The following is a 22,949-nucleotide window of genomic DNA, read 5'->3' on the forward strand; positions in this document are numbered from 1 at the left end:
CTTTTGAGGGGGGTGCCCTATGCTCAATCAGGAACTGGAACTCAGTTTAAACATGGCTTTCGCCAGAGCGCGCGAGCACCGACACGAGTTTATGACCGTCGAGCATCTGTTACTGGCTCTGCTCAGTAACCCATCGGCACGCGAGGCGCTTGAGGCGTGCTCCGTAGACCTGGTGGCGCTGCGTCAGGAACTTGAAGCCTTCATCGAACAAACCACACCTGTGCTGCCAGCCAGCGAAGAGGAGCGCGACACTCAGCCGACGCTCAGCTTCCAGCGCGTTCTGCAGCGCGCGGTGTTCCATGTCCAGTCGTCCGGTCGCAGCGAAGTGACCGGTGCTAACGTGCTGGTGGCGATTTTCAGCGAGCAGGAATCGCAAGCCGCCTATCTGCTGCGTAAGCATGAAGTCAGCCGCCTTGACGTGGTGAACTTTATTTCGCACGGCACGCGCAAAGAAGAATCGAATCCATCCTCTGACTCCAGCAGTCAGGTCAACGATGAGCAGGCAGCAGGCGGGGAGGAGCGTATGGAGAACTTCACCACCAATCTTAACCAGCTTGCGCGTGTGGGCGGAATCGACCCGCTGATCGGTCGCGATAAAGAGCTGGAGCGCGCCATTCAGGTGCTGTGCCGCCGTCGTAAAAACAACCCGCTGCTGGTGGGTGAATCTGGCGTGGGTAAAACGGCCATTGCTGAAGGGCTGGCCTGGCGTATCGTGCAGGGCGACGTCCCGGAAGTGATCGCCAACTGCACCATTTACTCGCTGGATATCGGCTCGTTGCTGGCTGGGACTAAATACCGCGGCGATTTTGAAAAACGCTTCAAGGCGCTGCTGAAACAGCTTGAGCAGGACACCGACAGCATTCTGTTTATCGATGAGATCCACACCATCATTGGTGCGGGTGCTGCGTCTGGTGGGCAGGTGGATGCTGCGAACCTGATCAAACCGCTGCTCTCCAGCGGCAAGATCCGGGTGATGGGCTCCACCACCTATCAGGAGTTCAGCAACATCTTCGAAAAAGATCGCGCTCTGGCGCGTCGCTTCCAGAAGATCGATATCACCGAACCGAGCGTTGACGAGACAGTACAGATCATCAACGGCCTGAAAACCAAATACGAAGCGCATCACGACGTGCGTTATACCGCGAAAGCGGTGCGTGCGGCGGTGGAGCTGGCGGTGAAATACATCAACGATCGTCACCTGCCGGATAAGGCGATTGACGTTATCGACGAAGCGGGCGCGCGCGCGCGTCTGATGCCGGTCAGCAAACGTAAGAAAACGGTCAATGTGGCAGATATCGAATCTGTGGTAGCGCGCATTGCGCGTATCCCGGAGAAAAGCGTCTCTCAGAGCGATCGCGATACCCTGAAAAACCTCGGCGATCGCTTGAAAATGCTGGTGTTTGGCCAGGATAAAGCCATTGAGGCGTTAACCGAAGCCATCAAGATGAGCCGCGCAGGGCTTGGTCAGGATCACAAGCCGGTAGGCTCCTTCCTGTTTGCCGGTCCGACCGGCGTCGGGAAAACCGAGGTAACGGTACAGCTGGCGAAAGCGCTGGGTATAGAACTGCTGCGCTTTGATATGTCCGAGTATATGGAGCGACACACCGTCAGCCGCCTGATTGGTGCGCCTCCGGGATACGTGGGCTTCGACCAGGGCGGGCTGCTGACCGATGCGGTGATCAAGCATCCGCACGCGGTGCTGCTGCTCGATGAAATCGAGAAGGCGCATCCGGACGTCTTTAACCTGCTGCTGCAGGTGATGGACAACGGTACGCTGACCGATAACAACGGCCGCAAGGCGGACTTCCGCAACGTGGTGCTGGTGATGACCACCAACGCCGGGGTGCGCGAGACCGAACGTAAGTCGATTGGCCTGATCCGTCAGGACAACAGCACCGACGCGATGGAAGAGATCAAGAAGGTGTTTACGCCGGAGTTCCGCAACCGTCTCGACAACATTATCTGGTTCAACCATCTGTCGACCGACGTGATTCACCAGGTCGTGGACAAGTTTATTGTCGAACTGCAGGTGCAGCTGGATCAGAAAGGCGTGTCGCTGGAAGTCAGTCAGGAAGCACGCGACTGGCTGGCAGAGAAAGGCTACGACCGCGCAATGGGCGCTCGCCCGATGTCGCGTGTGATTCAGGACAACCTGAAGAAACCGCTGGCCAACGAACTGCTGTTTGGTTCGCTGGTGGATGGTGGACAGGTGACCGTCGCGCTGGATAAAGAGGGTGACAAGCTCACCTACAGCTTCCAGAGCGCCCAGAAGCACAAGCCGGAAGCGGCGCACTGAGTGCAAATCAGAAATAAAAAAACCGGGCAGTGCCCGGTTTTTTTTGCGCCGCTTAAGCGTTAACTCAGCATCCCGCGCGATAAGCAAAGAAAAGGCCGGGAATTACCCGGCCTTTACAATCAGGTCGCCCCACGCAGGCGCGATGAAAAAAGCTTATCGGCTACGGAAGACAATGCGGCCTTTGCTCAGGTCGTACGGGGTCAGTTCCACCGTCACCTTGTCACCCGTCAGAATGCGGATGTAGTTTTTGCGCATTTTACCGGAAATGTGAGCAGTTACCACGTGACCGTTTTCCAGCTCAACGCGGAACATGGTGTTAGGCAGCGTTTCAAGAACGGTACCCTGCATTTCAATATTGTCTTCTTTGGCCATCTAATCCTCTGGGGTATCACTACCGTAGTTTTGAACCGGCAAGATAATGCCGAAATTTGTCTGTTAAGTAAAGATTTCGGGTTGAAATCACAACAAAGTTTGTCTGCGCATTACCCGGCGCACGTCGTTAAACCGCAGTGCAGCTCAAGCAGTGTATGGGGGGAACGATGAGATAAACGATGGGCGTTACCGGATTCGATCAGTCCCAGACGGCGGCGGGCAATCAGCAGACTATTCTCTGCGCGCATAATTATAACACCCTGATAAAAAATGTGCCGAAAACATTCACTCGCTTCGCTTAAACAGCACTTGCGGCACCCAGCAGTGGCTGTTTAGCTGTAAATGTCTCATTGAATCAAGGTGATGAAGATATTCATGGCGCGGAATTTCTACCGCACCCAGGGTCGCCGTGTGCGGATTGAGCACCTGACAGTCGATGAGTTTGCCGCCGCTGCGCGCAAAATAGTCACAAAATACCAGCAGGGCGGTTTTTGAGGCGTTAACGCGGCGGCTGAACATCGACTCACCGCAGAACAGTCCGCCCTGAGCAACGCCGTACATGCCTCCCACCAGCGCATCGCCTTCCCATACCTCAATCGAGTGGGCGTGACCCAGCTCGTGGAGGCGAAGATAGGCTAACACGATATCCTGGGTGATCCAGGTGCCTTCATCACGATCGGCGGCGCAGCCGGCGATTACCTGGCTGAAGGCGTGATTAAGCGTGACGCGATAAGGCGAGCGCTGATGAAAGCGTTTCATGCTGCGGCTAAGGTGAAAGGCTTCCGGCCACAGCACCGCCCGCGGGTCGGGCGACCACCATAAGATTGGATCTCCGGGAGAAAACCAGGGGAAAATGCCGCGCTGGTAGGCCATCAGCAGCCGCGCCGGGCTGAGATCGCCCCCCAGCGCCAGCAGGCCGTTAGGCTCGCGTAGCGCCACGTCGGGCGACGGAAAGGCAATAGAGTGACGAGAAAGCTGAACCAGGCGCATGACGACAATGCTCCACTACGCGGCAAGTAACCGTTCAATCATAGTTTAAACACGGCGATGGAACTGATAATAACGCCCCTGGTTCGCCATCAGAGTAGCGTGAGTACCTTGCTCAATAATCTGACCGTTGTCCATTACAATTATGCGGTTGAAGCGCGACAGCCCCTTCAGGCGATGCGTGACCAGCAGAACCGTTTTCCCCTGGGCGACGTCAGCCAGCAAATCAAGAATTTGCCCTTCGGTTTCCGCATCCAGCCCTTCGGTGGGTTCATCCAGCAGCATCAGCGGCGCATCGTGCAGCAGCGCGCGGGCAATCGCCAGACGGCGCAGTTCGCCGCCGGAGAGCTGGCGGCCACCCTCGCCGAGCCAGGCGTTCAGCCCGGCATCATCGAGTAATTTCTCAAGCCCGGTGCGGGTGAGGGCATCACTCAACTGCGCATCGCTCGCCTCAGGGCGCGCCAGCAGCAGGTTGTCGCGCAGCGTGGCGCTGAACAGGTGTACGCGCTGCGTGACCACGCTCATGGTGGCGCGCAGGGCCGCTTCGTCGAAGCTCTCGATGGGTGTTCCGTTGATCTGCAGCGTGCCGGCAGCTGGGTTCCAGGCGCGGGTGATGAGCTGCAGCAGCGTCGATTTCCCGCAGCCGGTGCGACCAAGGATTGCGATATGCTCGCCTGGCTCCACCGTCAGGGTGATATCCGACAGCGCCTGCTGCGGCTGGTGTGGATAGCTGAAGCTGACATTCTGCAGGCTGAGCGCCACCTGGGGCGGCACCGGCTGTGTGTTAGCAGGGAAGGTCACGTCAGGCTGCTGCTCGGTGATCTGCGACACCCGGGTCGCGGAGGCGATCACCTGGCCGAGATGCTGGAACGCGCCGGTGACCGGCGCCAGCGCTTCAAATGCGGCCAGAGCGCAGAATACAAACAAGGCAATCAGCGCGCCGGGAGAGGTGTCGCCGCCGACGCTGCCGGCTGCCATCCACAGCACAATCACCACCGCCGCGCCGCTGATAAGCTGCATCGCCGCCTGGGAGAGCGCGGTCAGGGATGACTGCTGGCGCTGGGCGTCGTGCCACGCCTGCTCGGTATCATCCATCGCCTCACGATAGCGGGTGCTGGCCCCGAAAATGGTCAGCTCTGCCTGGCCCTGCAACCATGCGGTGAGCTGCTGACGCCACTGGCCGCGCAGCCGGGTCAGGGCTTCCCCGCCGGGTTTGCCCGCGCGGTAAAACAGCGGCGGGAGCAGCAGCAGCGTGAGCAGCATAATGCCACCCAGCGTCAGCGCCAGGGTGACATCCAGCAGGCTCAGGCCAAAGGTCACCACCAGGATCACAACCAGCGCTCCCACCAGCGGGGAGATGACGCGCAGATAAAGGTGATCGAGGGTATCGACATCGGCCACCATGCGGTTAAGCAGTTCGCCCTGCCGGAAGCGCGCCAGACCCGCCGGCGAGAGCGGCAGCAGCTTGCTGAAGGTGCTCACCCGCAGGTGTTGCAGTACGCGGAAGGTGGCATCGTGACTCACCAGTCGTTCAAAGTAACGCCCGGCGGTACGGGTGATCGCCGACCCGCGCACGCCCGCCGCAGGCAGCATAAAGTTAAAGCTGTAGATACCGGCAAAGCCGACCACCGCCGAGGCGGAGAGGAACCAGCCGGAGAGTGTCAGCAGGCCGATACTGGCCAGCAGCGTGACGATCGCCAGCACCACGCCCAGGGTCAGCAGCCAGAAGTGGCGGCGCCAGAGCGCGAGATAGGGAAGCAGTGCGCGCATTTAAATCTCCTCCTGACGATGGGCAAGCAGGGCGGCAAAATGGCCCTTCGTCTGACTCAGGCTGGTGAAATTACCCCGTTCTACCAGAGCGCCGTCACGCATTACCCAGATTTCATCCCAGTCGGCAATGTAATCCAGCTGGTGGGTGACCATCAGCGTGGTCTGCCGGGTGGATGCATCGGTCAGCGCCTGCATCACGTGCTGTTCACTGCTGGCATCCAGGCTGGCACCCGGCTCGTCAAGCAGCAGCAGGCGGCAGCGATAGAGCAGGGCGCGAGCCACCGCCACGCGCTGCGCCTGGCCGACAGAGAGACGCGCGGCGTTATCACCGAGCGGCGTATCGAGACCGTTATCCAGTAGCGGCAGGAATTCACTGACGCCGGCCTGGTCGAGTACCGCCTGGAGCTGGGCTTCCCCGGGATCGCCGCCAGCCAGCAGCAGGTTTTCACGAATAGTCGCGCCGGGAAGCTGTGGATTCTGCCCCACCCAGCTCAGCTGTTCGCGCCAGCGATCCGGCTCCAGTTCGCGCAGCTCAATACCGTTGATGCGCAGCTCGCCCTCGTACGGCAGAAAACCTGACAGCACATTCAGCAGCGAACTTTTGCCCGCCCCGCTCTGACCAACCAGCACCACGCGTTTGCCGGCGGACAGGGTAAAGGTGAGCGGCCCGGCCAGCTTTTTACCATCCGGCGAGAGGATCACCAGATCCCGGGCGCTGATTTCCAGCGCCTCGTGATTGCTCAGGGTGGCAGTGCCTCGCTGCGGTTGCTGAAGCGGAGTTTCAAGGAAGGTTTTCAGGCTGTCGGCAGCACCAATTGCCTGGGCTTTGGCATGATAGAAGGTACCGAGATCGCGCAGCGGCTGGAAAAATTCCGGCGCAAGGATAAGCGCCAGGAAACCAGCAAACAGCGTAACGCTGGTGCCGTAATGGCCGAAGTTAAGCTCGCCCAGATAGGAGAAACCGAAATAGACCGCCACCAGCGCAATGGACAGCGAGGTAAAGAACTCAAGCACGCCGGAGGATAAAAAGGCGAGGCGCAGCACTTCCATGGTGCGCTTACGGAAATCCTGCGAGGCGCGGCGAATATTTTCCCGTTCGGCGTCGCCCCGGTAAAACAGGCGCAGGGTTTCCATTCCGCGCAGGCGATCGAGAAAATGCCCACTCAGGCGGCCCAGTGCGAGGAAGTTACGACGGTTTGCGTCCGCAGCGCCCATACCAACCATCGCCATAAACATCGGGATCAACGGCGCGGTGCCCAGCAGGATCAGGGCCGCCGTCCAGTTGACCGGGAAAATGGTAATCACGATCAGCAGCGGCACCATTGCCGCCAGCGCCATCTGCGGCAGGTAGCGGGCATAGTAGTCATGCATATCGTCGATTTGCTCAAGGATCAGCGTAGCCCAGCTACCGGCGGGTTTACCCTGGATCCATGCCGGCCCGGCCTGTTGCAGGCGATCCAGCACCTGGCGGCGAATGGCATAGCGGATCTTTTGTCCGGCACGGAACCCTACCTTTTCACGCATCCACACCACCCAGGCGCGCAGCACGAACACCATCACCAGCAAGGCAAACGGCAGCAGCATCGCTTCGCGTGGAATATCTTCCATAATCAGGTTGTGCAGCAGGTGCGCCAGCAGCCAGGCCTGCGCCACGATCAGCAGACCGCTGATAAGACCAAGCAGACGAGAAAGCATGAGCCAGCGGCGGGAAAGAGCGCTCTGCGCTTTCAGCCAGCGGGTAAGTTCTTGTTGACGGGTTTTGTTCATGGGGTGCTATGCAATTACGGGAAACGGCTGCCCGGGGGTGAATTTGCACCGAATGTTACAACGAGCCAAAAAGAAAGGCGACACATTGTCGCCTTCTTTACTTGTGATTGACTCACAAGGGTATTTTATTTACAGCGCTTATTTGATGCCCTGCGCCAGACCGTCCAGGTAGCGTTCCGCGTCGAGCGCCGCCATACAGCCGGTGCCCGCAGAGGTGATCGCCTGACGATAAATATGGTCCATCACGTCGCCGGCGGCAAACACGCCAGGAATGCTGGTCTGAGTCGCATTACCGTGGATACCGGACTGCACTTTGATGTAGCCGTTTTCCAGCTCCAGTTGACCGTCGAAAATCGCCGTGTTCGGGCTGTGGCCGATAGCCACGAACAGACCGGCTACCTCCAGCGTTTCCACGTTGTCGGCGTTTTCGGTATCGCGAAGGCGCAGGCCTGACACGCCCATCTGATCGCCGGTCACTTCTTCCAGCGTGCGGTGGGTGTGCAGCACGATATTGCCGCTTTCGACTTTGTCCATCAGACGCTTAATCAGGATTTTCTCTGCGCGGAAGCTATCGCGACGGTGAATGAGATGCACTTCCGAGGCGATATTCGCCAGGTACAGCGCTTCTTCCACCGCGGTGTTGCCGCCGCCGATGACCGCGACTTTCTGGTTGCGGTAGAAGAATCCGTCGCAGGTGGCGCAGGCGGAAACACCGCGGCCTTTATACGCTTCTTCAGACGGCAGACCCAGATAACGGGCTGAGGCGCCGGTGGCGATAATCAGCGCATCGCAGGTGTATTCGCCGTTGTCACCGATCAGGCGGAACGGACGATTTTGCAGATCGACGCGGGTGATATGGTCGAACAGGATTTCCGTTTCAAACTTCGCGGCATGCTCGTGCATGCGCTCCATCAACAGCGGACCAGTCAGATCGTGCGGGTCGCCCGGCCAGTTTTCGACTTCGGTGGTTGTGGTCAGCTGACCGCCTTTTTCCATACCGGTAATCAGTACCGGATTCAGGTTTGCGCGCGCAGCATAGACCGCAGCGGTATAGCCCGCCGGGCCGGAGCCAAGAATTAACAGTTTACTGTGTTTCGCCGTGCCCATGAGATCCTCATTGTTGATTGGCAAACAATGGGCTGGATTGTAGGTAATTTGTGACGGTAAAAAAAGGGCGTAGCGATTTTGTTAACAATACATGTAATAGCGTAAGCCAATGGATAAGCCATTCAGGCATAACAAGTTGCGCTGAAAAAAGAGCGCTATTCAGGGGGTAAAATGAGGAATAATCGCTACTGGTTACTAATTACTGGCACGTTCTACTAAAAAACGATGTTTTACTTTGACAATCCCCTGCGCTTTTGCGAAAACATTCGATGAAGAAAAAGCGCATTTGCTCCGGGAGTGGCGCAACGTCACGCTGAACAATGCATTTTTACCGGGTAATTGACATCTACGCATGGCGTGGACAGACGCCATGCGTGATATCGATACCGCCTTCCGGCACCCCGGTCTTCTCAAAATAGACCCTGAACAGTGATGTGAACAGGGTAATGGCAGGTGTAGGGAAGGAATACAGAGAGACAATAATAATGGTAGATAGCAAGAAGCGCCCTGGCAAAGATCTCGACCGTATCGATCGTAACATACTGAATGAGCTGCAAAAGGATGGGCGCATTTCCAACGTCGAGCTTTCAAAACGAGTGGGGCTTTCCCCTACGCCATGCCTTGAGCGTGTGCGCAGGCTGGAGAGACAAGGATTCATTCAGGGCTATACCGCGCTGCTGAATCCGCATTATCTGGATGCCTCCCTTCTGGTGTTCGTTGAGATTACTCTGAATCGCGGTGCACCGGATGTGTTTGAGCAGTTCAACGGTGCAGTGCAAAAACTTGAAGAAATTCAGGAGTGTCATCTGGTATCCGGTGATTTCGACTACCTGTTGAAGACCCGCGTACCGGACATGTCCGCCTACCGTAAGCTATTGGGCGAAACCCTGCTGCGCCTGCCGGGCGTAAACGACACCCGCACCTACGTGGTGATGGAAGAAGTGAAGCAGAGTAATCGTCTGGTTATTAAGACCCGCTAAGACGGATCAGGTGCAAAATCACCGTATTTTGATTACACTCCTGTTAATCCATACAGCAGCAGTGCCGGGGCAACCCGGCGCTGTTTGCCATTTTAGCATCACGGATCTGGAGTGCCTGTCTTGAGCCAGGAATACACTGAAGACAAAGAAGTAACACTGACCAAATTAAGCAGCGGACGCCGCGTTTTAGAAGCGTTGCTGATCCTTGTGGCGCTGTTTGCCGTCTGGCTGATGGCCGCCTTACTCAGTTTTAATCCATCCGATCCCAGCTGGTCGCAAACCGCGTGGCACGAGCCTATTCACAACCTCGGTGGTATGCCGGGCGCCTGGCTTGCCGATACCCTGTTCTTTATTTTTGGGGTAATGGCCTACACCATCCCGGTGATGATCGTCGGTGGCTGCTGGTTCGCGTATCGCCATCGTGCCAATGAAGACTACATCGACTATTTCGCTGTTGCCCTGCGTCTGATTGGCGTGCTGGCGCTGATCCTGACCTCCTGTGGCCTGGCCGCCATCAACGCCGACGATATCTGGTACTTCGCCTCGGGCGGGGTCATCGGCAGCCTGCTGAGTACCGCTATGATGCCGCTGCTCAACAGTACTGGCGGCACCATTGCACTGCTCTGCATCTGGGCGGCGGGCCTGACGCTGTTCACCGGCTGGTCCTGGGTCAGCATCGCGGAAAAAATTGGTAGCGTCGTGCTCAGCGTACTGACCTTCGCCAGCAACCGTACCCGCCGGGATGACACCTGGCAGGACGACGAGTATGAAGAAGACGAGTACGACGATGAGGAAGAGGACGATCTTCCGGTTGAGAAAAAAGAGTCGCGCCGGGCGCGTATTCTGCGCGGTGCGCTGGCACGCAAGCAGCGCGTGGCCGAAAAGTTTGCCAATCCGATGGGGCGCAAAACCGACGAAGCGCTGTTCTCCGGTAAGCGTATGGATGACCCGGATGACGTGCTGTTCAGCGCGCGCGGCGTTGATGCCGATGCGGATGACGTACTGTTCTCTGGCCATAGCCTGCAACAACCTGAACTTGACCCGGACGATCCGCTGTTCAGCGGCCGTTCCATCGCCGCGCCGATCGCCGCGGCAGGTGCAGCCACCGCGGCGGCATCCAATGCCTTTGCTGCTCCGGTAGAAGCGGTGATGCCTCAGGCATCTGCCGTGACCGCTGCGCCGCAACCTCAGGTTGCGCCGGTAGAGTGGCAGGCTGCCCCTACCGTACATACACCGGAGCCTTCTGTGGCCCCGGAGCCAGCCAGCTATGTTGCGCCAGCACCGGCCGATGCATTCCAGCCGTTCCACATGGCTCATCCGGCAGAAGAGGAGTGGCATAACCGCCCTCAGCCTGCCGCAGATCCCGCTTATCAGACGCCTGCGTCTGCGCAGTCATACGATGCGCCGTCATACGAGCAGCCACACGAACAGCCATACCAACAGCCTTACGCGCAGCCAGCGGCTGACCTGCAGGAGGCGCAGCCAGCAGAAGAGAGCAAGCCAGCTCGTCCACCGCTGTGGCATTTTGAAGAGGTGGAGGCGCAGCGTGCTCGCGAGCGTGAACAGCTCGCTGCCTGGTATCGCCCGATCCCTGAGCCACAGGATGAGCAAGCGCCTGCGCGTCCGGTTGCCGCACAGCCGGTATCGAGTCACGCTGCCGCTGCGCATGAAGTCGGTAGCGCACCAGCTGCACCTCAGCCAGACGCTGGCAGCATCGGCATGCCGGACGCCGGCACCGTTGCTGCGGGCACGCAAAGTGCTGCTCAGGCTGCCGCGACTGCCGCCGCCTTTACCCCGGTGTTCGGGCTGGCGGGCGACGCACCGCGTCCACAAGTAAAAGAAGGGGTAGGTCCTCAGCTCCCGCGTCCTAATCCGGTCCGGGTACCGACCCGTCGTGAACTGGCTTCCTATGGCATTAAACTGCCATCGCAGCGCATGGCCGAAGAAAAGTCGCGTGAAGCAGAGCGTCATGCGCCGGGCAGCGATGAAGAAGCCGACGTATTCCAGCAGGATGAACTGGCCCGTCAGTTTGCCGCCCAGCAGCACCAGCGCTACGGTGAACCGGGGCCACAGGCGCACGATGAAGATGCGGAATTTGCCGCTGAGCAGGCCGAGCTGGCGCGACAGTTCGCCAGTCAGCAGCAGCAACGTTATGAAGCGCATCCAACGTCTCATGCAGGTCACGCCGACGACGAGGATTACGCGGGTCTGAAAAAACTGACCGATAGCGCGCCGTCTGCCCCGCTGTTTATGCCGGATGCGGATGACACCCCGCAGTACACACCGCCGCCGCAGCCAGTGCAGCAAACACAATACGCACAGCCGCAGCAGCCAGTACAGCAGCCGCAGTACGCACAGCCGCAGCAACCGGTGCAGCAACCACAATACGTACAGCCGCAGCAGCCGGTGCAGCAACCACAATACGCGCAGCCGCAGCAACCAGTACCGCAACCGCAGTACGCACCGCCGCAGCCGCCGGTGCAGCAGCCACAATATGCACAGCCGCAACAGCCGGTGCAGCAGCCGCAGTATGCACCGCCACAGCAGCCCGCCGCTCAGCCGCGCGAAAGCCTGATCCATCCGCTGCTGATGCGCAACGGCGATGACCGCCCGGTGCACAAGCCGAGCACGCCGTTGCCGTCGCTGGATCTGCTGACCTCGCCGCCGTCCGAAGTGGAGCCGGTTGACAGCTTTGCACTGCAGCAGATGGCGCGCCTGGTTGAAGCGCGTCTGGCGGACTTCCGCATTAAGGCTGACGTGGTGAACTACTCGCCGGGTCCGGTGATTACCCGTTTCGAACTGAATCTGGCCCCGGGCGTCAAAGCGGCGCGGATATCTAACCTGTCCCGTGATCTGGCGCGCTCGCTCTCTACCGTGGCAGTGCGTGTTGTCGAAGTCATTCCCGGCAAACCTTACGTCGGGCTGGAGCTGCCGAACAAGAAGCGCCAGACCGTCTATCTGCGTGAGGTTCTCGACTGTCCGAAGTTCACCGAAAGTCCATCGCCGCTGTCGGTGGTGCTGGGTAAAGATATCGCCGGCGATCCGGTAGTAGCCGATCTGGCGAAAATGCCGCACCTGCTGGTGGCAGGTACAACCGGCTCGGGTAAATCTGTGGGGGTCAATGCCATGATCCTCAGCATGCTCTATAAAGCGACTCCGGAAGAGGTGCGCTTTATCATGATCGACCCGAAAATGCTTGAACTGTCGGTCTATGAAGGCATTCCGCATCTGTTAACCGAAGTGGTTACCGATATGAAAGACGCGGCCAATGCTCTGCGCTGGAGCGTGAATGAGATGGAGCGCCGCTACAAGCTGATGTCTGCCCTCGGCGTGCGTAACCTTGCGGGCTATAACGAGAAGATCCTTGAAGCCGAGCGCATGGGCCGCCCAATCCCTGATCCTTACTGGAAACCAGGTGACAGCATGGATGCCGAACATCCGGTGCTGCAGAAGCTGCCATACATCGTGGTGATGGTGGATGAGTTCGCCGATCTGATGATGACAGTGGGCAAGAAAGTTGAAGAACTGATTGCCCGCCTGGCGCAGAAAGCGCGTGCCGCCGGTATTCACCTGGTGCTGGCGACCCAGCGTCCGTCGGTGGATGTTATTACCGGTCTGATCAAAGCGAATATCCCGACCCGTATCGCCTTTACCGTATCGAGCAAAATCGACTCCCGCACGATTCTTGACCAGGGCGGTGCTGAATCGCTGCTCGGAATGGGTGACATGCTGTTCTCAGGCCCGAACTCCACCATGCCGGTGCGCGTACACGGCGCGTTTGTTCGGGATGAAGAAGTACATGCCGTGGTGCAGGACTGGAAAGCGCGCGGACGTCCGCAATATGTTGACGGCATCACCTCCGACAGCGATAGCGAAGGCGGCGGCGGTGGTTTCGACAGCGGTGAAGAGCTTGATGCCCTGTTCGATCAGGCCGTGGCATTCGTGGTCGAGAAACGTAAGGCGTCCATTTCCGGCGTTCAGCGTCAGTTCCGCATCGGTTACAACCGTGCGGCACGCATCATCGAACAGATGGAAAATCAGGGCATCGTCAGCGAGCAGGGCCACAACGGCAACCGCGAAGTACTGGCCCCGCCACCGTTTGAATAATGCCGCTTACCCTTTTGCAAAGAAGGGTAAGCAATCGAAAAATCAGTCTTTTCTCCTGTCGAACGATGGCCATGACGGTCTACAGTTTCCGACAGAAGGCCCGCGACAGGGTCGTTAAACACTGGAGAATAACAATGAAAAACCTGGTAATGACCTGCGCACTGCTTTCCGGTTTCGTCGCCACCAGCGTCTGGGCAGATGCGGCAAGCGACCTGAAAAGCCGTCTTGATAAAGTTGGCAGCTTCCACGCCAGCTTCACCCAGAAGGTCACCGACGGCAGCGGCGCGGCGGTACAGGAAGGACAGGGCGATTTATGGGTGAAACGCCCGAACCTGTTCAACTGGCACATGACCCAGCCCGATGAGAGCGTACTGATCTCTGATGGTAAAACGCTGTGGTTCTATAACCCGTTTGTTGAGCAGGCGAGCGCCACCTGGCTGAAAGACGCCACCGGCAATACGCCGTTCATGCTGATCGCCCGTAACCAGAGCAGCGACTGGCAGCAGTACAACATCAAACAAAACGGTGATGACTTTGTTCTGACGCCGAAATCCGGCAGCGGTAACCTGAAGCAGTTCACCATTAACGTGAGCAGCAACGGCACCATCAATCAGTTCAGCGCCGTAGAGCAGGACGATCAGCGCAGCAGCTATACGCTGAAAGCCCAGCAGAACGGCGCCGTAGACGCGAGCAAATTTACGTTTACCCCGCCGCAGGGCGTAACAGTGGACGATCAACGTAAGTAGAGGTCTGAGTGGGCAACCTGACGCTCGATTTTTCCGACAATACTTTTCAACCTCTGGCCGCGCGTATGCGGCCAGAAAATTTAGCGCAGTACATCGGGCAACAGCATCTGCTGGCTCCGGGTAAGCCTTTGCCGCGCGCAATCGAAGCAGGGCATCTCCATTCGATGATCCTCTGGGGGCCGCCTGGCACCGGGAAAACTACGCTGGCGGAAGTGATCGCCCGTTATGCCGATGCCGACGTGGAGCGCATTTCCGCGGTGACCTCCGGGGTGAAAGAGATCCGCGAAGCCATTGAGCGCGCGCGTCAGAGCCGCAATGCCGGTCGCCGCACCATTCTGTTTGTCGACGAAGTGCACCGCTTCAACAAAAGCCAGCAGGACGCATTCCTGCCGCATATTGAAGACGGCACTATCACCTTCATTGGCGCGACCACCGAAAACCCCTCATTTGAGCTGAATTCGGCGCTGCTTTCACGCGCCCGCGTCTACCTGCTGAAATCACTTACCACGCAGGATATTGAGCAGGTGCTGGATCAGGCGATGAACGATAACGATCGCGGCTACGGCGGTCAGGATATCGTGCTGCCGGAGGAAACGCGGCTGGCTATCGCGGAACTGGTCAACGGCGATGCGCGCCGGGCGCTGAACACGCTGGAAATGATGGCGGACATGGCGGAAACCGACGACAGCGGCAAGCGCGTGCTGCTCCCGGCTTTGCTGACAGAAATTGCCGGCGAGCGCAGCGCCCGTTTCGATAACAAAGGCGACCGTTTCTACGATCTGATCTCCGCCCTGCATAAATCGGTACGCGGCTCGGCTCCCGATGCCGCGCTCTACTGGTACGCCCGCATTATCTCCGCCGGTGGCGATCCGCTCTACGTGGCGCGCCGCTGTCTGGCGATCGCCTCGGAAGACGTCGGCAACGCCGACCCCCGTGCGATGCAGGTAGCGATTTCCGCCTGGGACTGCTTTACCCGGGTTGGCCCGGCAGAAGGCGAGCGGGCGATTGCGCAGGCGATTGTCTACCTCGCCTGTGCCCCAAAAAGTAATGCTGTCTATACCGCTTTTAAAGCAGCTCTGCGCGACGCGCGGGACCGGCCGGATTATGATGTGCCGGTGCACCTGCGCAATGCGCCGACGAAGCTGATGAAAGAGATGGGCTATGGCGATGAGTACCGCTATGCCCATGACGAGCCAAACGCCTACGCCGCTGGTGAAGACTATTTCCCCGCTGAAATGGCACAAACGCGCTACTATCGCCCGACAAAACGGGGTCTTGAAGGCAAAATTGGCGAAAAGCTCGCCTGGCTTGCTGAACAGGATCAGAAAAGCCCCACAAAACGCTACCGTTAGCGCAGGCCTTGCGGTAAGGTTACCGGACGCGCGCTCATCGGCGCTGCTCCCGGTGTATCCCTGATTATCAGCGCTTTAACCGGCGTGGGATGCTAACCATTCAGCCCGAAGATGACACGTAACTCAATCATTTGTATGGCCGCAGGCTGTGGCCATATTCACTTTTATTCGATAAGCACAGGATAAGCATGCTCGATCCCAATCTGCTGCGTACCGAGCCAGACGCAGTCGCTGAAAAACTGGCACGCCGGGGCTTTAAGCTGGACGTAGATAAGCTGCGCGCTCTTGAAGAGCGTCGCAAGGTTCTTCAGGTGAACACCGAGAATCTGCAGGCGGAGCGCAACGCACGATCGAAATCCATCGGCCAGGCGAAAGCGCGCGGCGAGGATATTGAGCCACTTCGTCTGGAAGTGAACAAGCTGGGTGAAGAGCTCGATGCCGCGAAAGCGGAGCTGGACACCCTGCAGGCGGACATCCGCGAGATTGCACTGGCCATCCCCAACCTGCCGGACGACAGCGTACCGCCAGGTAAAGACGAACATGACAACGTTGAAGTTAGCCGCTGGGGCACCCCACGCACGTTTGACTTCGAGGTGCGCGATCACGTTACCCTCGGTGAGATGCACAGCGGGCTGGACTTTGCCGCCGCAGTAAAACTGACCGGTTCTCGTTTCGTGGTAATGAAAGGGCAGATTGCCCACCTGCACCGCGCTCTGGCGCAGTTCATGCTCGATCTGCACACCGAGCAGCACGGCTACAGCGAAACCTACGTTCCGTACCTGGTTAACCACGACACCCTGTACGGTACTGGCCAGCTGCCGAAATTTGCCGGCGATCTGTTCCACACCCGTCCGCTGGAAGAAGAGTCCGACAGCAGCAACTACGCGCTGATCCCAACCGCTGAAGTGCCGCTGACTAACCTGGTGCGCGACGAGATCGTTGACGAAGAGTCGCTGCCGTTGAAGTTTACCGCGCATTCGCCGTGCTTCCGCTCTGAAGCGGGATCCTACGGGCGTGATACCCGCGGCCTGATCCGCATGCACCAGTTCGATAAAGTAGAGATGGTGCAGATCGTGCGTCCGGAAGACTCCATGGATGCGCTGGAAGAGATGACCGGCCATGCAGAGAAAGTCCTGCAGCTGCTCGGTCTGCCGTATCGTAAAGTGCTGCTGTGCACCGGCGATATGGGCTTCGGCGCCTGCAAAACGTACGATCTTGAAGTCTGGGTACCGGCGCAGGACACCTACCGTGAAATCTCCTCCTGCTCTAACGTAGGGGATTTCCAGGCGCGCCGCATGCAGGCTCGCTGCCGCAGCAAGGCTGATAAGAAGCCGCGCCTGATGCACACCCTGAACGGCTCCGGCCTGGCGGTGGGGCGTACTCTGGTGGCGGTGCTGGAAAACTACCAGCAGGCTGATGGCCGTATCCAGATCCCCGAAGTGCTGCGCCCTTATATGAAAGGGCTTGAGTTCATCGGTTGATCATTAAAGCGCCTGCGGGCGCTTTTTCTTTTCCCTGTTACCCCTTCATCTCTCGCCCTTTTCCTGTTGGTATCGCTTTATCAGACACTGAAAGATTGATGAAATTTTTCAACTGATATCTGGCATCCTCTGCCGCTTAAAAATTCATGTAATCAATAAGATAAACGTAACGCTGTGCTGGCGCTTCGTTACGAGGATGAATGAATCGAATCGTGAAGCAGAAAAACGCCTCAGGCGTGATTTCTGGCGGATTGACAATGTTTTTGGCGGTGGCATGATGCGCACGAATTCTGACTCTCCTCACGGTTTTTATCCATGACCACATACACCCGGCCAGTGCTGCTTTTGCTCTGTGGCCTGCTTTTGTTGACCCTTGCTATCGCGGTGCTAAACACCCTGGTACCGCTCTGGCTCGCCCATGAAAATCTGCCGACCTGGCAGGTGGGAATGGTCAGCTCCTCTTATTTCACCGGCAATCTGCTCGGCACGCTGTTAACCGGCGCGCTGATTAAGCGCTTCGGGTTTAATTACAGCTACTACATTGCTTCGGCGATTTTTGCTGCAGGCTGCGTTGGGCTGGGGATTACTGTGGGGTTCTGGAGCTGGCTGGCCTGGCGCTTCATCGCTGGCGTCGGCTGCGCCATGATTTGGGTCGTGGTGGAGAGCGCATTGATGTGTAGCGGCACCTCGCGCAACCGTGGACGCCTGCTGGCCGCGTATATGATGGTCTACTACGTTGGTACGGTGCTGGGCCAGCTGCTGGTCAGCAAAGCCCCGACCGGTCTGATGGACGTGCTGCCGTGGGTAACGGGCCTGGTGCTGGCCGCCATTCTGCCGCTGCTGTTTACGCGTATCGTTAACGAACACAGCGAACATCAGGACGCGGTACAGATCTGGCCGATGCTGCGTCTGCGCCAGGCGCGTCTCGGGGTTAACGGCTGCATCATTTCCGGAATTGTGCTGGGCTCACTCTATGGGCTGATGCCGCTTTATCTCAATCATCAGGGATTCAGCGATTCCGGCATTGGTTTCTGGATGGCAGTGATGGTGAGCGCGGGTATCGTCGGGCAGTGGCCGATTGGTCGTCTGGCAGATCGTTTCGGACGTCTGCTGGTGTTACGTGTACAGGTCTTCGTGGTGATCATGGGTTGCATGGCGATGCTCAGCAATGCAGCGATGGGGCCGGCGCTGTTTATCCTTGGCGCAGCGGGCTTTACGCTCTATCCGGTGGCGATGGCCTGGGCCTGCGAGAAAGTTGAACACCATCAGCTGGTAGCCATGAACCAGGCGCTGCTGCTGAGCTACACCATCGGCAGCCTGCTGGGGCCGACCTTTACCGCGATGCTGATGCAGAACTATTCTGACAACCTGCTGTTCATCATGATCGCCAGCGTATCGTTTATCTACCTGCTGATGCTGCTGCGTAAAGCCGGTGAGCATCCGACCCCGGTGGCTCACGCGTAACACATGTTTTGCGCCAACGAAAAAAGCCTGTCATTGACAGGCTTTTTTATTACGCGGAGCGCTTAATACATGACTTTGTGACCGTACTGCTCAAGGATGCCTTTCACGCGCTCCATCGTCTCTTTTTTCGGTGGTTTTACGCCGTCAAGCTTGTACTCTTCGCCCATCGCCACCCATTTATGTTTGCCCAGCTCGTGATAGGGCAGCAGCTCGATTTTTTCGACGTTGCCCATATCACGGGTGAACTCGCCAAGGCGATGTGCGGAATCATCATCATCTGACCAGCCCGGCACCACCACATAACGGATCCAGACGCGGATATTTTTCTTAGAGAGATACTTCGCGAACTCCAGCGTGCGCTGGTTGGAGACGCCCACCAGATTCTGGTGGATCTCATCATTGATCTGCTTTAGATCGAGCATTACCAGGTCGGTAACCTCCAGCAGCTCATCGATAACCGGATCGTAGCGGCGGACAAATCCGTTGGTGTCGAGGCAGGTATGAATACCCTCCTGACGGCAGGCGCGGAACCAGTCGCGCACAAACTCGGCCTGCAGGATGGCTTCGCCCCCGGACGCGGTCACGCCGCCGCCGGATGCGTTCATAAAGTGGCGGTAGGTTACCACCTCTTTCATGAGTTCTTCCACGGTGATTTCGGTACCGCCGTGGGTGTCCCAGGTATCACGGTTGTGGCAGTAGAGGCAGCGCATCAGGCAGCCCTGGAAGAAGGTGATGAAGCGGATGCCGGGGCCATCGACGGTGCCACAGGATTCGAATGAGTGTATGCGACCAATAACTGACATTGCGGTGGTTCTCCAGGAAGGGCCGTCCATGACCTTGTATATGCACAACGCCTCTTAGCCCGAGGCTACAGGTTGTGTCGAGTCTGTTTTGGCGGATACCCATTACTGTAGATAACTGGCAAAACAGGCTATGGAGAAGGGGTTGGTAAAAAGGCCCCACGGTTGTGGAGCCTTTATTGTACGCCTTTTCAGGCAGACCGTGAATTACAGGGTCTGAGTGAAGGTACGGGTGATAACGTCCTGCTGCTGCTCTTTAGTCAGCGAGTTGAAACGCACGGCATAACCCGATACGCGGATGGTCAGCTGCGGATATTTTTCCGGGTGTTCCATCGCGTCAAGCAGCATGTCGCGGTTCATGACGTTAACGTTGAGGTGCTGACCGCCTTCGATGCTGGCTTCATGGTGGAAGTAACCATCCATCAGACCGGCAAGGTTGGTTTTACGCACTTCGTCGTCTTTACCCAGCGCGTTCGGCACGATGGAGAAGGTATAGGAGATACCATCTTTCGCGTAGGCGAACGGCAGTTTCGCAACTGAGGTCAGAGAGGCAACCGCACCTTTCTGGTCACGACCGTGCATTGGGTTAGCACCCGGGCCGAACGGCGCACCGGCGCGACGACCATCCGGAGTGTTACCGGTTTTCTTACCGTACACCACGTTGGAGGTGATGGTCAGAACAGACTGGGTCGGGATAGCGTTGCGGTAGGTAGTAAGTTTCTGAATTTTCTTCATGAAACGTTCAACCAGATCAACCGCCATGTCATCGACGCGGGCATCGTTGTTACCAAACTGCGGGTATTCACCGTCGATTTCGAAGTCGATAGCCAGGCCATCTTCGTCACGAATCGGTTTCACTTTCGCGTATTTGATAGCGGACAGGGAGTCGGCAGCAACCGACAGACCCGCGATACCGCAAGCCATGGTGCGAACCACGTCACGGTCGTGCAGAGCCATAAGAGACGCTTCGTAGCTGTATTTATCATGCATGTAGTGAATGATGTTCAGTGCGGTGACGTACTGTTTAGCCAGCCAGTCCATGAAGTGATCCATGCGTTCCATCACTTCGTCGAAGTTCAGGACATCGCCTTTGATTGGTTCAGATTTCGGACCCACCTGCATTTTCAGTTTTTCGTCCACGCCGCCGTTGATAGCATACAGCATGGTTTTCGCGAGGTTAGCGCGGGCACCGAAGAACTGCATCTGTTTGCCCACAACCATCGGGCTTACGCAGCAGGCGATAGCGTAGTCGTCATTGTTGAAGTCTGGACGCATCAGGTCGTCGTTCTCGTACTGCAGAGACGAGGTATCGATGGACACTTTCGCGGCGTATTTCTTGAAGCTCAGCGGCAGTTTTTCAGACCACAGAATGGTGATGTTCGGCTCCGGAGACGGCCCCATGGTATATAGGGTGTTCAGGAAGCGGAAGCTGTTTTTGGTCACCAGGGTACGGCCGTCTACGCCCATACCGGCGATAGATTCGGTTGCCCAGATCGGGTCGCCGGAGAACAGCTCATCGTACTCAGGCGTACGCAGGAAGCGCACCATACGCAGTTTCATGACCAGGTGGTCAATCATTTCCTGTGCGTCTTGCTCGGTGATTTTGCCCGCTTTCAGGTCGCGTTCAATGTACACGTCGAGGAAGGTGGAAACGCGACCGAAGGACATCGCTGCACCGTTCTGAGATTTAACCGCAGCCAGGTAGCCGAAGTAGGTCCACTGTACCGCTTCCTGCGCAGTAGTTGCCGGACCGGAGATGTCGCAGCCATATTTAGCAGCCATCTCTTTGATCTGGCCCAGCGCGCGATGCTGCTCGGCAATCTCTTCACGCAGACGGATAGTTGCTTCCAGATCTTCGCCGTTTTCCAGTTTTTCCTGCAGGGACTGGAACTGGGCGTATTTGTCTTTCATCAGGAAGTCGATACCGTACAGCGCCACGCGACGGTAGTCACCGATGATACGGCCACGGCCATAGGCATCCGGCAGGCCGGTCAGCACGCCAGACTTACGGCAGTTCAGGATGTCTTTGGTGTAAACGTCAAACACGCCCTGGTTGTGAGTTTTACGGTATTCGGTGAAGATTTTTTTCAGGGACGGGTCCAGCTCGCGGTTATACGCTTTGCAGGAGCCTTCGACCATTTTGATGCCGCCGAACGGGATGATGGCGCGTTTCAGCGGCGCATCGGTCTGCAGACCAACAATTTTTTCCAGCTTCTTGTTGATATAACCCGCGTCGTGAGAGGTGATGGTGGAGGCGAGGTCAGTGTCGAAGTCTACCGGGGCGTGAGTGCGGTTTTCCAGCTTCACGCCTTCCATTACGCTGTCCCACAGGGTAGTGGTTGCCTCGGTTGCACCGGCCAGGAAGGATTCATCGCCCTCATACGGGGTGTAGTTTTTCTGGATGAAGTCACGGACGTTTACTTCATTCTGCCAGTCGCCTTTCGCAAAACCTTCCCAGGCTGTGGCCAATTTTTCATTAAGCTCGGACATGTAACACCTACCTTCTTAAGTGGATTTCTTATTACTGCGCGACATTAACGGTGTTGATCGTCGCCACGCAGGTAAATTACCCAGTACGTCAACCCAACTAACAAACCGCCGCCGATAATGTTGCCGATAGTCACCGGTATCAGATTGTCGGTAATAAAGTTCATGATAGTCAGATGAGGAAAACTTTCCGGAGAAGAGCCAACCGCGCTCCAGAACTCCGGGCTTGCAAAGTGGCGGATCACGATGCCCATCGGGATCATGAACATGTTTGCGATGCTGTGCTCAAAGCCGCTGGCAACAAACATGCCCACTGGCAAGACCATAATAAATGCTTTGTCGACCAGGCTACGACCGGAGTAGCTCATCCATACCGCAAGGCACACCATCAGGTTCGCCAGGATACCGAGGCTGACTGCCTCAATAAAGGTATGGTGTAGCTTGTGATCCGCGGTCTGCAGGACGTTCATCCCCCAGCCGCCATTGGCCGTCATATACTCGCCGGATAACCACATCAGCAGCACGAACAGCAGCGCGCCAATCAGGTTGCCCACATAAACGTTAAGCCAGTTGCGACCCAGTTGGCCCCAGGTGATACGACCGCTGGCTTTCGCCACCACAATCAACACCGTTGAGGTAAAGAGATCCGCGCCGCAGATAACGCATAAAATCAAACCAAGGGAAAAACAGATGCCGCCAATCAGCTTTGCAATCCCGAAAGGCATTGCGGCAGTGCCGGTTGTGGCCGTGATATAAAAAACAAAGGCTATGGAGATGAAGACGCCCGCGGTAATCGCCAGATAAAAGGTTTTCAGCGGATGCTTCGTTGCTTTATAAACTCCCGCTTCTTCGGCAACTTTTGCCATGGCAGCTGGAAGTAAAAGATCAAAAGGGTTGTCAGCTTTCACACTAACTCTCTCTTTTATTAAGTCGGCATGAAGATACTAACAAAGCATTATAGGGCAAAATTTGACTTGGATCATAAAGCGCCAGATTTATAGCCCTTTATCAGGTGGGGTTATAGGTAATTTTTCGGATAACTAATTGTAATATAAATAAAAAATAAATTTTAATATTTACAAAATGAGTTGAATTAATAGCTTTTGATACGTCTGTTCTGGTTAATTAGAATGGAGTATTCACGACTGAAAGTTGCAATTTAGCCTAATAAAATAAATATCAACAACCATCATTTAACTTATCTATTACAAACCAGATTAGTTTCATTTTTAT

15 protein-coding genes are annotated in these 22,949 nt (G+C 57.1%); 7 read left to right on the forward strand and 8 right to left on the reverse strand.

The annotated features are described in order from the left end of the window. The first annotated feature begins 19 nt into the window (after positions 1 to 19). Entirely contained in the window at positions 20 to 2,296 is a 2,277-nt protein-coding gene (gene clpA / locus ET34_RS0120615) for an ATP-dependent Clp protease ATP-binding subunit ClpA (RefSeq protein ID WP_031525217.1), read from the forward strand. A gap of 153 nt (positions 2,297 to 2,449) precedes the next feature. Here clpA and infA read toward each other — a convergent pair whose 3' ends face one another. From infA to trxB, 5 genes are all read right to left on the reverse strand, one after another. Further along, positions 2,450 to 2,668, reverse strand: coding sequence for a translation initiation factor IF-1 (gene infA, locus ET34_RS0120620; RefSeq protein WP_001040187.1), 219 nt, complete (start codon positions 2,666 to 2,668; stop codon positions 2,450 to 2,452). A 285-nt stretch (positions 2,669 to 2,953) separates the two neighbouring features. After that, positions 2,954 to 3,658 carry a leucyl/phenylalanyl-tRNA--protein transferase gene (gene aat / locus ET34_RS0120625; RefSeq protein ID WP_031525219.1) on the reverse strand — a complete coding sequence of 235 codons (705 nt, stop codon included), beginning with the start codon at positions 3,656 to 3,658 and terminating at the stop codon, positions 2,954 to 2,956. Positions 3,659 to 3,703: 45 nt separating this feature from the next. Further along, on the reverse strand, positions 3,704 to 5,425 hold the full coding sequence (gene cydC / locus ET34_RS0120630) for a heme ABC transporter ATP-binding protein/permease CydC (protein WP_031525220.1): 1,722 nt from the start codon (positions 5,423 to 5,425) through the stop codon (positions 3,704 to 3,706). Further along, complete coding sequence (gene cydD / locus ET34_RS0120635) at positions 5,426 to 7,192, reverse strand: heme ABC transporter permease/ATP-binding protein CydD (protein ID WP_031525221.1); 1,767 nt, start codon at positions 7,190 to 7,192, stop codon at positions 5,426 to 5,428. 138 nt (positions 7,193 to 7,330) lie between these two features. After that, positions 7,331 to 8,299, reverse strand: a complete 969-nt coding sequence (trxB, locus tag ET34_RS0120640; RefSeq protein WP_031525222.1) for a thioredoxin-disulfide reductase — start codon at positions 8,297 to 8,299, stop codon at positions 7,331 to 7,333. A gap of 485 nt (positions 8,300 to 8,784) precedes the next feature. Between trxB and lrp the strand changes: the two genes are divergently transcribed. From lrp to ET34_RS0120670, 6 genes are all read left to right on the forward strand, one after another. Continuing rightward, positions 8,785 to 9,279, forward strand: a complete 495-nt coding sequence (gene lrp / locus ET34_RS0120645; RefSeq protein WP_024550911.1) for a leucine-responsive transcriptional regulator Lrp — start codon at positions 8,785 to 8,787, stop codon at positions 9,277 to 9,279. Positions 9,280 to 9,399: 120 nt separating this feature from the next. Continuing rightward, the gene (locus tag ET34_RS0120650) at positions 9,400 to 13,386 is read left to right on the forward strand and encodes a DNA translocase FtsK 4TM domain-containing protein (RefSeq protein WP_031525223.1); all 3,987 of its coding nucleotides are present in this window, start codon (positions 9,400 to 9,402) and stop codon (positions 13,384 to 13,386) included. 134 nt (positions 13,387 to 13,520) lie between these two features. Next, positions 13,521 to 14,132, forward strand: coding sequence for an outer membrane lipoprotein periplasmic chaperone LolA (gene lolA, locus ET34_RS0120655; protein WP_031525229.1), 612 nt, complete (start codon positions 13,521 to 13,523; stop codon positions 14,130 to 14,132). Between the two features lie 8 nt (positions 14,133 to 14,140). After that, positions 14,141 to 15,484 (forward strand): replication-associated recombination protein A, encoded by a 1,344-nt coding sequence (locus ET34_RS0120660; protein WP_031525231.1) that lies wholly within the window; start codon positions 14,141 to 14,143, stop codon positions 15,482 to 15,484. Between the two features lie 188 nt (positions 15,485 to 15,672). After that, positions 15,673 to 16,965 carry a serine--tRNA ligase gene (gene serS, locus ET34_RS0120665; protein ID WP_031525233.1) on the forward strand — a complete coding sequence of 431 codons (1,293 nt, stop codon included), beginning with the start codon at positions 15,673 to 15,675 and terminating at the stop codon, positions 16,963 to 16,965. A gap of 315 nt (positions 16,966 to 17,280) precedes the next feature. Next, positions 17,281 to 18,429: an MFS transporter gene (locus ET34_RS0120670; RefSeq protein ID WP_031525234.1), complete on the forward strand. Its 1,149-nt coding sequence runs from the start codon at positions 17,281 to 17,283 to the stop codon at positions 18,427 to 18,429. 62 nt (positions 18,430 to 18,491) lie between these two features. Here the strand turns inward: ET34_RS0120670 and pflA are convergent, their stop codons facing one another. The 3 genes from pflA to focA form a co-directional block, all read right to left on the reverse strand. Further along, positions 18,492 to 19,232: a pyruvate formate lyase 1-activating protein gene (pflA, locus tag ET34_RS0120675; RefSeq protein ID WP_031525238.1), complete on the reverse strand. Its 741-nt coding sequence runs from the start codon at positions 19,230 to 19,232 to the stop codon at positions 18,492 to 18,494. Positions 19,233 to 19,436: 204 nt separating this feature from the next. Continuing rightward, complete coding sequence (pflB, locus tag ET34_RS0120680) at positions 19,437 to 21,719, reverse strand: formate C-acetyltransferase (protein ID WP_031525239.1); 2,283 nt, start codon at positions 21,717 to 21,719, stop codon at positions 19,437 to 19,439. 44 nt (positions 21,720 to 21,763) lie between these two features. Further along, positions 21,764 to 22,624, reverse strand: a complete 861-nt coding sequence (focA, locus tag ET34_RS0120685; RefSeq protein WP_031525242.1) for a formate transporter FocA — start codon at positions 22,622 to 22,624, stop codon at positions 21,764 to 21,766. Between the last annotated feature and the right edge of the window lie 325 nt (positions 22,625 to 22,949).

Origin of the sequence: Siccibacter colletis (assembly GCF_000696575.1) — a bacterium.
GTDB lineage: Bacteria > Pseudomonadota > Gammaproteobacteria > Enterobacterales > Enterobacteriaceae > Siccibacter > Siccibacter colletis.

Excerpts from the sequence above, each read along its gene's own strand:
- aat (WP_031525219.1), bottom strand. The coding sequence starts at position 3,658 with ATGCGCCTGGTTCAGCTTTCTCGTCACTCTATTGCCTTTCCGTCGCCC.
- cydD (WP_031525221.1), bottom strand. The coding sequence starts at position 7,192 with ATGAACAAAACCCGTCAACAAGAACTTACCCGCTGGCTGAAAGCGCAG.
- infA (WP_001040187.1), bottom strand. The coding sequence starts at position 2,668 with ATGGCCAAAGAAGACAATATTGAAATGCAGGGTACCGTTCTTGAAACG.
- lolA (WP_031525229.1), top strand. The coding sequence starts at position 13,521 with ATGAAAAACCTGGTAATGACCTGCGCACTGCTTTCCGGTTTCGTCGCC.
- cydC (WP_031525220.1), bottom strand. The coding sequence starts at position 5,425 with ATGCGCGCACTGCTTCCCTATCTCGCGCTCTGGCGCCGCCACTTCTGG.
- trxB (WP_031525222.1), bottom strand. The coding sequence starts at position 8,299 with ATGGGCACGGCGAAACACAGTAAACTGTTAATTCTTGGCTCCGGCCCG.
- serS (WP_031525233.1), top strand. The coding sequence starts at position 15,673 with ATGCTCGATCCCAATCTGCTGCGTACCGAGCCAGACGCAGTCGCTGAA.
- lrp (WP_024550911.1), top strand. The coding sequence starts at position 8,785 with ATGGTAGATAGCAAGAAGCGCCCTGGCAAAGATCTCGACCGTATCGAT.
- pflA (WP_031525238.1), bottom strand. The coding sequence starts at position 19,232 with ATGTCAGTTATTGGTCGCATACACTCATTCGAATCCTGTGGCACCGTC.
- pflB (WP_031525239.1), bottom strand. The coding sequence starts at position 21,719 with ATGTCCGAGCTTAATGAAAAATTGGCCACAGCCTGGGAAGGTTTTGCG.
- ET34_RS0120670 (WP_031525234.1), top strand. The coding sequence starts at position 17,281 with ATGACCACATACACCCGGCCAGTGCTGCTTTTGCTCTGTGGCCTGCTT.
- clpA (WP_031525217.1), top strand. The coding sequence starts at position 20 with ATGCTCAATCAGGAACTGGAACTCAGTTTAAACATGGCTTTCGCCAGA.